Here is a 12,873-nt window from a genome sequence, read left to right on the forward strand (position 1 = left end):
CTTGATTGCGGAACCAAACTGACAAATCCTGCATCAAGGGCGGCCATCGCGCCGCCCTTGTCACAAGCGGCAGTGCCAGCATGCGCGGTGCCTGCCGAGATCGGGGGAATGTGACCATGGCATCTGACACCAAGGCCGCGACCAGTTTCGAAGAGGGGCTTAAGGGCGCCTCTGAAAAGGTCGCCGAATTTCATGAAGACAAGGGCGCGCTGAAGCGCCTGCAACACTGGCTGCACCAGACGCCTTCGGCCGTGCCGATGATCGTGCTGGTCGTGGCGCTGATCATCTTTGGTCTGCTGTCGCCCAACTTCTTCAAGGCGACCACGCTTTCGACCATCCTGCAACAGATCGCCATCGTGGGCATCATCGGCTGTGCGCAGTCGATCGTGGTGCTGACCGCGGGGATCGACCTGTCGGTGGGCGCGATCGCGGTCTTCTCGTCGGTGCTGATGGGGCAGATGACCTTTCGCTATGGCATTCCGGCGCCGCTCTCGATCCTGATCGGGCTGGGGCTGGGCACGGCCATGGGCTTTATCAATGGCTGGCTGGTGGCCAAGGTCAAATTGCCCCCCTTCATCGTGACGCTGGGCACCTGGCAGATCCTGCTGGCCTCGAACTTCATCTTTTCGGCGAACGAAACCATCCGGTCCTCCGACATCGCCGCCCAGGCGCCGGCGCTGCAATTCTGGGGCAACGCCATCCAGCCGGGCGGGGTCAAGGTGCTGTATGCGGTGTTCCTCATGGTCGCGCTGGTGGCGATCATGGCCTATGTGCTGCGCCAGACCGCCTGGGGCCGCCACGTCTATGCCGTGGGCGACGATCCCGATGCGGCGGAACTGGCGGGGGTGCAGACCAAACGCATCCTGATCCAGGTCTATGCGCTGGCCGGCCTGTTCTGCGCCATCGCGGGCTGGGTGATGATCGGCCGCTTCGGCTCGGTCTCGCCGACGGCCTCGACCGGGCAACTGGGCAATATCCAGTCCATCACCGCGGTGGTGATCGGCGGGATCAGCCTGTTCGGCGGGCGCGGTTCCATCGTGGGGATGTTCTTTGGCGCGCTGATCGTGGGCGTCTTTGAAATGGGCCTCAAGATGGTCGGCACCGACCCGCAATGGACCTTCTTCCTCATCGGCCTGCTCATCATCCTCGCCGTGGCGGTGGATCAATGGATCAGAAAGGCATCGGCATGACCGTTCAGTATTCGGGGGAACCCATCCTCAAGGGCCGCGGTCTGGTCAAGCGCTATGGCAAGGTCACCGCACTCGACCATTGTGATTTCGATCTCTATCCGGGCGAGATCCTGGCGGTGATCGGCGACAATGGCGCCGGCAAATCCTCGCTCATCAAGGCGCTGTCGGGGGCCGTGCAACCGGATGAGGGCGAGATCACGCTGGAGGGCAAGCCGGTGCATTTCGGCAGCCCGCTGGAGGCGCGCGCCTATGGCATCGAATGCGTCTATCAGACGCTGGCCATGTCGCCCGCCCTGTCGATCGCCGACAACATGTTCATGGGCCGCGAATTGCGCAAGCCCGGGGTCATGGGCAGCCTGTTCCGCCAGCTTGACCGCCCCGCGATGGAGAAATTCGCGCGGGAAAAGCTGAACGAGCTGGGCCTGATGACGATCCAGAACATCAACCAGCCGGTCGAGACGCTTTCGGGCGGGCAGCGGCAGGGCGTGGCGGTGGCGCGGGCGGCGGCCTTCGGGTCCAAGGTGGTGATCCTGGACGAGCCGACGGCGGCGCTTGGCGTCAAGGAAAGCCGCCGCGTGCTGGAACTGATCCGCGATGTGCGGTCGCGCGGGATCCCGATCATCCTGATCAGCCACAACATGCCGCATGTGTTCGAGGTCGCCGACCGCATCCACATTCACCGGCTGGGCAAGCGGCTTTGTGTCATCAAGCCGGGCGATTATTCGATGTCCGACGCGGTGGCCTTCATGACCGGGGCCAAGCTGCCCGAAGGCGTGACGGAAGACGCATGACACCCGAGGCCCTGGCAGAGGAAATCCGCCGGAGGGCTGCGGGGCAGGGGCGGTTCATCACCGCCCTTGCCGGCCCGCCGGGCGCGGGCAAATCCACCCTCGCCGCGGCGGTGGTCGCGGCGCTTGGGCCGGGCGCGCGGGTCGTGCCGATGGACGGGTTCCACCTGGACAATCCGGTGCTGGCCGCGCGCGGGATTCTGGCGCGCAAGGGATGCCCCGAAAGTTTCGACGCGGCGGGGTTCGTGCATCTGCTCCACCGTCTGCGACACGAGGCAGAGGTGGCGATCCCGGTCTTTGACCGCCACCTGGATCTTGCCCGCGCGGGCGGCGATGTGGTCCGCGCCGAGGATCGCCTTCTGGTGGTCGAGGGCAATTACCTGCTGCTCGATGCCGCGCCCTGGCGGGACGGGCGGGCGGTCTATGACCTGACCGTGGCGCTTGACGTGCCCGAGGCCGAACTGGAACGCCGGTTGATCCGCCGCTGGCTGGATCACGGCTTCGCCCCCGATCAGGCCCGCGACAAGGCGCTGTCGAACGACATTCCCAATGCCCGCCGCGTGCTGCGGGACAGCGGCCCGGCCGAGATCGTGATCCGCCACTGACCGCGTGCGCCCCTTGCCATCGGTCGCCTGTCGCCGCATGAAGGGACAAGCGGAAAGGGGGCACCATGACACCGGAATTGCGGGTTCTGTGGGAAGACTGGGCCGATCGCGCCCTGCCGCTGCCCAGCTATGAAACGCCCGGCGCGGCAGGGGCCGACCTGCGCGCCAACCTGCCCGAACCCGACCGTGCGAGCGGGGTCACCCTGGCCCCGATGGAGCGGCGGATCGTGCCGACCGGCATCCGGGTGGAGATCCCGGCCGGATACGAGATGCAGGTGCGCCCCCGGTCGGGGCTGGCGCTGAAGCATGGCATCACCCTGCCCAATACCCCCGGCACCATCGACAGTGATTATCGCGGCCCGCTGGGCGTGGCGCTGATCAATCTGGGGGCCGAGCCCTATACCGTCCAGCATGGCGACCGGATCGCGCAGATGATCGTGGCCCCGGTGGTGCAGGTGCGCTTTGCCGTGGTGGAACACCTGTCCGAGACCGCGCGCGGCAGCGGCGGCTTTGGCTCTACCGGCAAGCGCTGATGCTGGCCGTTCTGGCGGGCTTTGCCGCGATCTGGATCTTTGGCTGGGTCTTTGCGCTGTCCTTCCGGCTGCGGCTGGGGCTGAGCGTCGCGCTCTGGTCGCTGGTGGTGCTGTCGCTGCTGGTGCTGCCCGAGGGGGGCTTAAGGCAGGCGCTTGGCGGCGATGTGCGGCCCTGGCTGGTGCTGGGCGGCATCGCGGCGCTGGTGCTGGCCTATCGCATGGGGCTGCGCGCCCTGCGCGCCCGCGCCGTGCCGATGCCGGCTGCACAAACCGGCCCCTTCCGCGAGGCGGAGCTGAACCGCTACGCCCGGCATATCCTCTTGCGTGAGATCGGCGGGCCGGGGCAGGCTAGGCTGAAATCGGCACGGGTGCTGGTGATCGGCGCCGGCGGGCTGGGCAGCCCGGCCTGCCTCTATCTGGCGGCGGCGGGCGTCGGTCATATCGGCGTGGTCGATGGCGACCGGGTGGAAAGTTCCAACCTGCAACGCCAGGTCATCCATCGCGACCAGTCGATCGGTGCGATGAAGGTGCATTCCGCCGCCGAGGCGATGCGCGGCCTCAACCCGTTCATCACCGTGACCCCGCATCCGGTCCGGCTGGAGGCCGACAGCGCCGAGGCGCTGATTGCCGCGCATGATCTGGTGCTGGACGGCACCGACAATTTCGACACGCGCTATCTGGTGAACGCCGTGGCGGCCCGGCTGGGCAAGCCGCTGGTTTCGGGCGCCCTGACGCAATGGGAGGGGCAGGTGTCGCTGTTCCATCCGGCGGCGGGGACGCCCTGCTATGCCTGCGTCTTTCCCGACCGCCCGGCGCCCGGCATGGTGCCCGCCTGTGCCGAGGCCGGCGTGGCCGCGCCCTTGCCCGGCATCATCGGTGCCATGATGGCGATGGAGGCGGTGAAACATCTGACCGGCGCGGGTGAGACCCTGGCGGGGCGGCTGATGATCCATGACGCGCTGCATACCGAGACGCGGGTGATCACCCTTCGGCGGCGCGCCGCCTGTCCGGTCTGCGGCGGTGGCGCGTAGCTGCAATTTTCTTGACTGTTTTCGTCGGAAAGCGTAGGCGCGCTCGCAATCCCGTCCCTACCATGCAACCCATCTCATGATTCCCACCTTCGCGCGCAGCCTGGAACAATACGGCCCGCGTCCGGCCTTGTGCGGGGTCGATGGCGCCGTGCTGAGCTATGCCGAACTGGCCGCGCGGGCCGATGCCTTTGCCGCGCGCCTGCCGGCGGGCAAGATCCTGATGGCGCTTGAGGCCGCGTCGGAGCCGGAGATGGTGGCCGCCTGGCTGGGCGCCCTGCGCGCCGGGCATGCGGTGGCGCTGCTGCCGGCCGATGATCCGGCCGCCATGGCGCAGGCCGAGCGGCGCTTTGGCGCGCAGTGCGTTTATGCGCGCGGGCCGGGGGGCTGGGAACTGCGCGCGGGTGCCGCGCCCGAGGCCCGACCGCACCCGGATCTCGCGGCGCTGATGCTGACTTCGGGCAGCACCGGGGCGGGCAAGGGGGTGCGGTTGTCGGGCGCGGCCTTGCAGGCCAATGCGGCGCAGATCGCCACCGCGCTGGACCTGCGCCCCGAGGATCGGGCGGCGCTGGTGCTGCCGCTGCATTATTCCTATGGGCTTTCGGTGCTGAACAGCCAGCTTGCCATTGGCGGGTCGGTCTGGCTGCACCCTGACAGCGTGCGCGCGCCGGGCTTTGCCGCCGCGATGCGCGCCGCCGGGTGCACCGTTTTTTCCGGCGTGCCGCACAGCTATCGCCTGCTTGATCAGGGGGGCGACCTGCCGCCCCTGCGGCTGATGACCGTGGCGGGCGGCCGGATGGAGCCGGCAGAGGTGCGCCGCTGGGCCGCGCGTCAGGCGGCCACAGGCGGCGATTTCGCGGTGATGTATGGCCAGACCGAGGCGGTGGCGCGCATGGCGGTGCTGCCCCCCGATCTGGCCCTGGCGCATCCTGATGCGATCGGGCGGCCGGTAGCCGGTGGCGCCTTCAGCCTGCGCGATGCCCGCGGGCACGAGATCACCACCGCGGGCGAGGTGGGCGAGCTGGTCTATCGTGGCCCCAATGTGATGATGGGCTATGCCGAGAATGCCGCCGATCTGGCGCGCGGCGCCGAACTGGCCGAGCTAGCGACCGGCGATCTGGCGGCGCGCGATGCGGCGGGGCTGTGGTATATCCGGGGCCGCAAGGCGCGGTTTTCCAAGATTGGCGGGGTGCGGCTGGGTCATGACGCGCTGGAGGCAGCGCTGGCGGCCAAGGGGATCAGCGCCGCCGTGACCGGCGATGACCGGGGCGTGACGGTCTGGCACGAGGCGGGGCCAGAGGTCGAGGCTCTGGCCCGGTCTGCCTCGGGGCTGGGGCGGCGGCATCTGCGCTGTGTGGCGCTGCCGGCCCTGCCGCGCCTGCGCAATGGCAAGACCGATTATGCCGCCTTGCGCGACCGCGCCGTCCCGCCGGATCAGGGTCTGATTCAGGCGCTTCGCGACATCTTTCACCCGCACCCCCTTGGCCCGCAGGACACGTTCGAGGGGTTGGGTGGCGACAGCCTGCGCCATGTCGAGGTGCTGCTGGCGCTGGAACAGCATCTGGGCCGTGTCCCACAGGGGTGGGAGAGGCTGCCGCTCTTGTCGCTGGCCGCGCCGGGGACGGCGGCGCCGGTCCGGGCGGGGCTGGGCAGCGACGTGGTCTTGCGCGCGCTGGCCATTCTGGCGGTGGTGGTGCAGCACCAGACCGGCTGGCCGGTCTGGGGCGGCGCGGCGGCGACGGTGCTGCTGATGGGCTATAGTCTGGGCCGGTTTGGCCGGGCCGCACTGGTGGCGGGCGACTGGCGCCGGGTGTTCCGCCCGGCGGCGCAGGTTCTGGGCGCCTATTACGCGGTGATCGCGGTCTATGCGCTGGCCAGCGGGCAGGTGCCCTGGGTTTCGGTGCTGCTGATCGGGAATTTCGCGCTGACCGTGCCCGAGACCGGCTTGATGCTGCCCTATCTCTATTGGTTCGTCGAGGCATGGACCCAGATGATGCTGGTCATCGCCGCGGTGTTCTGCCTGCCCGCCACGCGGCGCATGGCGGCGGCGCGGCCCTTTGCGCTAGGCCTCGTCTTCCTTGCCGCGACCGAGGCGCTGCGGCTGGCCGCGCCGCCGCTGATGAACCTGGGCGGGCGGCAGATCTTTGCGCTGCCCTGGGTGTTCTGGCTTTGCGCGCTTGGCTGGTGCATCGCGACCGCCACCACCCGGGCAGAGCGCGCGGTTGTCAGCGCGCTGAGCCTGGCCGCCATGCTGGTGGCGGTGGCGGCGGGCGGGCTCTGGTGGGGCGCCTGGCTGAAATACGGCGCCCTGGGCGCGGCGGCGCTGCTGCTGATCTGGGCGCCGGTGCTGCGACTGCCCGCCGGTCTGGGGCGCGGGGCGGTCTGGCTGGCACAGGGGGCGTTCTTCGTCTACCTGACGCATCGCTGGGTGCCCGAGGTGATCTTGCCGCATCTCGCGCCGGGGATCGACTGGCGCCATGGCGGCTGGCCGGTCGATCTGATCGCCATCCTCGGGGGCGTGGCGCTTGGCCTTGCCGTCGCGGCGGGGCAGCGCGGGTTGCGTCGGCTGGGGGCAAGGCTTGCCAGCACGCGGGCCGGGCGTCATAGTCCCGCCACAACTCTGTGACAGGGAGCCAAAGATGAAGCTGACCGCCGCCCTTGCCGGGCTTGCCTTCGCCTGTTCCGCCCCGATGGCCCTGGCCGAGGGCCTGCCCGATCTGGCCGGGCGCGAAGTCGTCGTCGTGACCGAAAACGCCTATCCGCCGCTTCAGTTCATCGACGCCGGGGGCAAGGCCGTCGGCTGGGAATACGATGCCATGGCCGAGATCGCCAAACGCCTGAACATGGTGGTGAAATACGAGAACACCAGTTGGGATGCGATGATCCCCGCCGTGTCGGGCGGTCAATATGATATCGGCATGACCGGCATCACCATCCGCGACGACCGCAAGGAACAGGTCGATTTCTCTGACCCCTATATGCGGTCGGAAATGGTGATGATGGTGCGCGGCGACGAGGCGCGCTTTAGCGATGCCAAATCCTTTGCCGCCAGCGAAGACCTGTTGATGGCCGCCCAGCCCGGCACGACGCCCTTCTATGTCGGGGTCTATGAGGTGCTGGACGGCAACGAGGCCAATCCGCGCATCAAGATGTTTGAAACCTTTGGCGCCGGGGTCGAGGCGCTGAAGGCCGGCGATGTCGATCTGGTGCTGACCGACGGGACCAGCGGGCAGGGCTATGTCGCCGCCTCCGAGGGCGGGTTGAAGATCGTGGGTGAAAAGCTGGGGGCCGAGGATTTCGGCTTCATCTTCCCCAAAGGGTCGGATCTGGTGGCGCCGGTCAATGCCGCCATCGCCGCGATGAAGGGGGACGGCACGCTGGCCGCGCTCGATAAGCGGTGGTTCCTTGACTACAAGATGGGGCAATAAGCGCCCCTGATGGCCGCCAAGACCCCGGATGAGGATTTTCCCTGGTGGCTCGTCGTGCTGGGCGCGGCGGGCCTTTGGCTGTTCTACGAGGTCTGGGCCAGCCCGATCTATGCGCAGATCCTGCAAAAGCTGGCCAAGGGGGTGGGGATCACCCTGATGGTGACGGCGGTCGCCTTTACCGCCGCCGCGTTTCTGGGGCTGGCGCTGGCCATCGGCGCGGGGTCGCGGTTCATCGTCATCCGCCAGGCGGTGCGGCTGTATGTGGAAATCGTGCGCGGCGTGCCGATCATCGTGCTGCTGCTCTATGTCGCCTTCGCCGCCACCCCGGCGGCGGTCTGGCTGTGGAACGCGACTGGCCTGCCCGAGGTCAGGGCGCGCGATGTCAGCCTGTTGTGGCGGGCGGTCATTGCGCTGAGCATCGCCTATTCCGCCTTTCTGGCCGAGGTGTTTCGCGCCGGCATCGCCTCAGTCGATCGCGGGCAGATCGAGGCGGCCGAGGCCCTGGGCCTGTCGCGCTGGCTGCGCTTTCGCCTGATCGTGTTTCCGCAGGCGATCCGCACCATCCTGCCGCCGCTGGGCAATGATTTCGTGGCCATGGTCAAGGACAGCTCGCTGGTCAGCGTGCTGGGGGTGGCCGATGTCACGCAACTGGCCAAGGTGACGGCGGCCGGGAATTTCCGCTATTTCGAGACCTATAACATGGCGGCGCTGATCTATCTGACGCTGACGGTGGGCGCCTCGCTGGCGCTGCGGCGGCTGGAGCGGCATCTGCGCGGGCCAGAGCGGCGCTAGGCGGCGGGGTCGCGCCCCCCCCCGGATATTCTGGAAAAGAACAAGGGGGGCTGGACCTTGCGGATGCGGCTGCTAGGCTTTGCCGCAAAGGAGATTTGCCGATGACCAATCCGCTGCTGGCGCCCTGGGAGGGCCCGTTTGAACTGCCGCCTTTCGACGCGATCCGCGATGCCGATTTCGCGCCCGCCTTTGACGCGGGGCTGGCCGAGGCGCGGGCGGCGGTGGCCGCGATTGCCGACAGCGCCGAGATCCCGAGCTTTGCCAATGTGATCGAGGCGTTGGAGCAGGCAGAGGCCACGCTCGACCGGGTGGCGGGGGTGTTCTACAACCTTGCCGGCGCCGACAGCACCGACGCGCGCGAGGCGCTGATGCGCGATCTGGCGCCGAAGATGAGCGCGTTTTCTTCGGAAATCACCAATAACAAGGCGCTGTTTGCCAAGATCGAGGCGCTGTGGCAGGGCCGTGAAAGCTTGGGCCTCACGGCCGAACAGGCCCGGGTGCTGGAGCTTTACCGCCAGATGTTCGTGCGCTCGGGCGCGCTGCTGGAGGGCGCGGAGGCCGAGCGGCTGACGGCGGTCAAATCGCGGCTGGCCGTGCTGGGCACCGAGTTCAGCCAGAACATTCTGGCCGAGGAACGCACCTGGTTCATGGAACTGGCCGAGGAAGATCTGGAAGGTCTGCCCGATTTCGCCATTGCCGCCGCGCGGGCGGCTGGGGCGGAAAAGGGGGTGGTTGGGCCGGTCATCACCACCAGCCGCTCGCTCATCGTGCCGTTCCTGCAATTCTCGCCGCGCCGGGCCTTGCGCGAAAAGGCCTATGAGGCCTGGGTGGCGCGCGGCGCCAATGGCAATGATCATGACAACCGCGCCATCGCGGCGGAAATCCTGAAACTGCGCGAGGAGCGGGCGCATCTGCTGGGCTATGCGAGCTTTGCCGATTTCAAGCTGGAACCGGAAATGGCCAAGACCCCGGCGGCGGTGCGTGACCTGCTGCTGCGGGTCTGGGCGCCCGCGCGCGCCAAGGCCGAAGCGGATGCCAAGGTGCTGGAGGCGATGCTGCATGCCGATGGCATCGCCGGCCCGCTGGAGCCCTGGGACTGGCGTTACTATTCCGAAAAGCGCCGCAAGGCCGAGCATGACCTGGATGAGGCGGCGCTCAAGCCCTATCTGGGGCTGGAGGCGATGATCGCGGCCTGTTTCGATTGTGCCAACCGCCTGTTCGGGCTGGAATTTCGGGCGCTGGACGTGCCGATGTATCACCCCGATGCCCGCGCCTGGGAGGTGACGCGCCAGGGCCAGCACATCGCGGTGTTCATCGGCGATTATTTCGCGCGCGGGTCGAAACGCTCGGGCGCCTGGTGTTCGGCGATGCGCAGCCAGAAGCGACTGGGGCGCGATGTGCGGCCGATCGTGGTGAATATCTGCAACTTCGCCAAGGGCGACCCGGCGCTGCTGTCCTATGACGATGCGCGCACGCTGTTCCATGAATTCGGCCATGCCCTGCATCAGATGCTGTCGGATGTGACCTATGGGTTCATCAGCGGCACCAGCGTGGCGCGCGATTTCGTGGAACTGCCGAGCCAGCTTTACGAACACTGGCTGGAGGTGCCCGAGGTGCTGGAGGCCCATGCGAAGCATTGGCAGACCGGCGAGGCGATGCCGGCAGATATGTTGCGGCGCTTGCTGGATGCCGGCACCTACGATCAGGGCTTTGCCACGGTGGAATTCGTGGCCTCGGCCATGGTCGATCTGGCGTTTCACGAGGGCGCGGCGCCCGCCGATCCGATGCAGAAACAGGCCGAGGTTCTGGCGGAACTGGGGATGCCCCACGCAATCCGCATGCGCCACGCCACCCCGCATTTCGCGCATGTGTTTTCGGGCGACGGCTATTCCTCGGGCTATTACAGCTACATGTGGTCCGAGGTGATGGATGCCGATGCCTTTGCGGCGTTCGAGGAAACCGGCGATGCCTTTGACCCCGAAACGGCGGCACGGCTGGAGCGGTTCATCCTGTCGGCCGGCGGATCGCGCCCGCCCGAAGACCTGTATCTGGAATTCCGGGGCCGCATGCCGGGGGTGGAAGCCTTGCTCAAGGGGCGCGGACTTCTGGACGCGGCCTGAGAGCGGCAAAGGTTCCTGAGTATTTGGACAAGGAGCAAGACCCGCTGAGGCCGAGGGGCGTCAGCGGGTCTTGCGCAGGGTGCTGGGCGGGGCGCCGAAGCGGCGGGTGAAGGCGCGGGTCAGGGTGGCGGCGCTGGAAAACCCGGTGCGCAGCGCTATTTCGGCCAGCGGGTGCCTGGTATCGGTCAGCAGGCGCCGCGCGGCTTGCAGGCGCAGGCCAAGGGCGTGCGCCGCAGGGCTGAGGCCGAGTTCCGCGCGGAACAACTGCTCCAGCCGCCGGGGCGACAGATGAAGGGCGGCGGCGATCTGCGCGGCGGTTTCGGGCGCATCCAGCCGCGCCTCCATCCGGGCGATGGCCTGGGCGAGGCGCGGATCCAGCCGGGGGTCGGGGCGGCGCGCGGTGATCTGCGGTTCGGCCGCCGGGCGCGGGGTGGTCACGAAACTGGCCGCCACCTGATGCGCCAGCGCCGCGCCCTGGCGGCTGCGGATCAGGTGCAGCATCAGATCGGTTGCCGGGGCCGCGCCGCCGGCGGTGAAAAAGCGATCCGACAGGGCAAAGCGATCGGGGACCACGTCGATTTCCGGGTGATGGGTGGCAAAATCCTCCAGATCCTCCCAATGCACGGTGGCGCGCTGACCGGCGAGCAGCCCCGCCCGGGCCAGCACCCAGCCGCCGGCGTCGATGCCGCCCAGGGCGCGAAACCTGGGGGCAAGGCGCCGCAGATCGCGCAAAAGCGGTTTGGTCGCCACCTCTGACTGGCGATAGCCCGCGATCACGATCAGCCCGTCAGCGCCCTCGGCCGCCGCCAGCGGGCCGGAGGAGGGCAGTTCGATCCCGCAGGTCAGCGGCACCGGCCCGCCATCCGGGCTGACCACGCGCCAGCGATAGGCCTCGCGCCCGAGATGGCGGTTGGCGGCGCGCAGCGGGTCGAGTGTGGCCGCCACCTCAAGGATCGAGGCTTGCGGCAGGACCAGCAGGGCGAGGGTCAGAACCTGCTGCGATGCGGCGAAGATCGTTGCGCTTTTTGCCATGTTTATTTCGTAAATCGCAAAGCGAGGCGCCGCAAGCCCGCTAATCTGGCCCCAAGACAGGAGAAGCCGATGCCCCTTGCCATGAACCGTGAAGTTTTCATCACCTGCGCCGTGACCGGATCGGGCGGCACGCAGGACAAAAGCCCGCATGTGCCGCGCAGCCCGGCCCAGATCGCCGAAAGCGCCATCGCGGCGGCCAAGGCGGGCGCGGCGGTGGTGCATTGCCATGTGCGCGACCCCGAAACCGGCAAGCCCGCCCGCGACCCGGCGCTCTATCGCGAGGTGACCGAGCGGATCCGTGACAGCGCGACCGATGTCGTGCTGAACCTGACCGCCGGGATGGGCGGCGATCTCCTGTTCGACGGCACCGAGGCGATGACGCGCATGTCGCCGCGCAGCGACATGGCCGGGGCGGCGGAGCGGGTGGCGCATGTCGTCGAATGCCGGCCGGAGATCTGCACGCTCGATTGCGGCACGATGAACTTTGCCGAGGCCGATTATGTGATGGTCAACACCCCCGGCATGCTGCGCGACATGGCGGCGCGCATGGTGGCCAGCGGTGTGCGGATCGAGATCGAGGCCTTTGACACCGGCCATTTGTGGTTCGCCAAGCAACTGGCGGCCGAAGGCATCATTCCCGACCCGGTGCTGGTGCAACTGTGCATGGGCGTGCCATGGGGGGCGCCCGACGATCTGAACACCTTTCTGGCCATGGTGAACAACGTGCCGGCCCACTGGCACTGGAGCGCGTTTTCCATCGGGCGCAACCAGATGCCCTATGCGGCGGCGGCGGTGCTGGCGGGCGGCAATGTGCGGGTGGGGCTGGAGGATAATCTCTGGCTCGACAAGGGCGTTCTGGCCACCAATGCGCAACTGGTGGAGCGCGCGGTCGGCATCATCTCCAATCTGGGGGCGCGGGTGCTGACCCCGGCCGAGGTGCGCGCCAAACTGAAGCTGGAAAAGCGGGCGCCGATGGCGAAGTGAGGGCTGCGATGCGTGCTGTCTGGCTATCGCTGCTGATCCTGCTGGCGGCTTGCCAGCCCGAGGCGCCCGCCGGGCCGCCGGGTCAAAAGCTGGGCGCCACGGCGCGGGCCGAATGTCTGGCGGCGGGCGGCCGGGTGGGTCGCGGCGGGATTTTGCCCGGCGAGGTCTGCTTTCGCCCGACATCCGACGCGGGCAAGGCCTGCACCCGGGCCACCGATTGCAGCGGGCATTGCATGGCCGACAGCCGGACCTGTTCACCTGTTGCGCCGCAATTCGGCTGTTTCGCCTTTCTGGACGAGACCGGGCAGAACCTGTCCATCTGTGTTGACTGAGCGGCGCGGATCGTGCCCAACCGATTGAAAATGCTGGAAGG

12 protein-coding genes are annotated in these 12,873 nt (G+C 68.1%); 11 read left to right on the forward strand and 1 reads right to left on the reverse strand.

Going from position 1 to position 12,873, the window contains the following annotated elements:
• The first annotated feature begins 116 nt into the window (after positions 1 to 116).
• The 9 genes from FOA17_RS02475 to FOA17_RS02515 all read left to right on the forward strand — a co-directional run bounded on the left by FOA17_RS02475 (position 117) and on the right by FOA17_RS02515 (position 10,484).
• Positions 117 to 1,190, forward strand: a complete 1,074-nt coding sequence (locus FOA17_RS02475; RefSeq protein WP_149139904.1) for an ABC transporter permease — start codon at positions 117 to 119, stop codon at positions 1,188 to 1,190.
• Positions 1,187 to 1,981, forward strand: coding sequence for an ATP-binding cassette domain-containing protein (locus FOA17_RS02480; protein WP_203232256.1), 795 nt, complete (start codon positions 1,187 to 1,189; stop codon positions 1,979 to 1,981). The genes FOA17_RS02475 and FOA17_RS02480 overlap by 4 nt, the downstream gene beginning before the upstream one ends.
• A complete protein-coding gene (locus FOA17_RS02485; protein ID WP_149139906.1) occupies positions 1,978 to 2,583 on the forward strand; it encodes a nucleoside/nucleotide kinase family protein in 606 nt (201 codons plus the stop codon). The genes FOA17_RS02480 and FOA17_RS02485 overlap by 4 nt, the downstream gene beginning before the upstream one ends.
• Positions 2,584 to 2,648: 65 nt before the next feature.
• Complete coding sequence (dut, locus tag FOA17_RS02490) at positions 2,649 to 3,116, forward strand: dUTP diphosphatase (RefSeq protein WP_149139907.1); 468 nt, start codon at positions 2,649 to 2,651, stop codon at positions 3,114 to 3,116.
• Complete coding sequence (locus FOA17_RS02495; RefSeq protein WP_149139908.1) at positions 3,116 to 4,147, forward strand: HesA/MoeB/ThiF family protein; 1,032 nt, start codon at positions 3,116 to 3,118, stop codon at positions 4,145 to 4,147. Before dut ends, FOA17_RS02495 begins: the two co-directional genes overlap by 1 nt.
• 76 nt (positions 4,148 to 4,223) lie before the next feature.
• The gene (locus tag FOA17_RS02500; RefSeq protein WP_149139909.1) at positions 4,224 to 6,770 is read left to right on the forward strand and encodes an AMP-binding protein; all 2,547 of its coding nucleotides are present in this window, start codon (positions 4,224 to 4,226) and stop codon (positions 6,768 to 6,770) included.
• A 13-nt stretch (positions 6,771 to 6,783) separates the two neighbouring features.
• Positions 6,784 to 7,572 (forward strand): transporter substrate-binding domain-containing protein, encoded by a 789-nt coding sequence (locus tag FOA17_RS02505; protein ID WP_149139910.1) that lies wholly within the window; start codon positions 6,784 to 6,786, stop codon positions 7,570 to 7,572.
• Positions 7,573 to 7,581: 9 nt separating this feature from the next.
• A complete protein-coding gene (locus FOA17_RS02510; protein WP_149139911.1) occupies positions 7,582 to 8,364 on the forward strand; it encodes an amino acid ABC transporter permease in 783 nt (260 codons plus the stop codon).
• Between the two features lie 101 nt (positions 8,365 to 8,465).
• Positions 8,466 to 10,484 carry a M3 family metallopeptidase gene (locus FOA17_RS02515; RefSeq protein WP_149139912.1) on the forward strand — a complete coding sequence of 673 codons (2,019 nt, stop codon included), beginning with the start codon at positions 8,466 to 8,468 and terminating at the stop codon, positions 10,482 to 10,484.
• Positions 10,485 to 10,544: 60 nt separating this feature from the next.
• Here the strand turns inward: FOA17_RS02515 and FOA17_RS02520 are convergent, their stop codons facing one another.
• Positions 10,545 to 11,516 (reverse strand): GlxA family transcriptional regulator, encoded by a 972-nt coding sequence (locus tag FOA17_RS02520; protein WP_149139913.1) that lies wholly within the window; start codon positions 11,514 to 11,516, stop codon positions 10,545 to 10,547.
• Positions 11,517 to 11,585: 69 nt separating this feature from the next.
• On the opposite strand from FOA17_RS02520, the gene bcoG reads away from it, so the two are divergent.
• Both bcoG and FOA17_RS02530 read left to right on the forward strand, forming a co-directional pair.
• Positions 11,586 to 12,500 (forward strand): 3-dehydrocarnitine:acetyl-CoA trimethylamine transferase BcoG, encoded by a 915-nt coding sequence (gene bcoG, locus FOA17_RS02525; RefSeq protein WP_149139914.1) that lies wholly within the window; start codon positions 11,586 to 11,588, stop codon positions 12,498 to 12,500.
• An 8-nt stretch (positions 12,501 to 12,508) separates the two neighbouring features.
• Positions 12,509 to 12,832, forward strand: coding sequence for a hypothetical protein (locus FOA17_RS02530; RefSeq protein ID WP_149139915.1), 324 nt, complete (start codon positions 12,509 to 12,511; stop codon positions 12,830 to 12,832).
• Positions 12,833 to 12,873: the final 41 nt, after the last annotated feature.

This window comes from Gemmobacter caeruleus, from assembly GCF_008271655.1.
Classification (GTDB): Bacteria; Pseudomonadota; Alphaproteobacteria; order Rhodobacterales; family Rhodobacteraceae; genus Gemmobacter; species Gemmobacter caeruleus.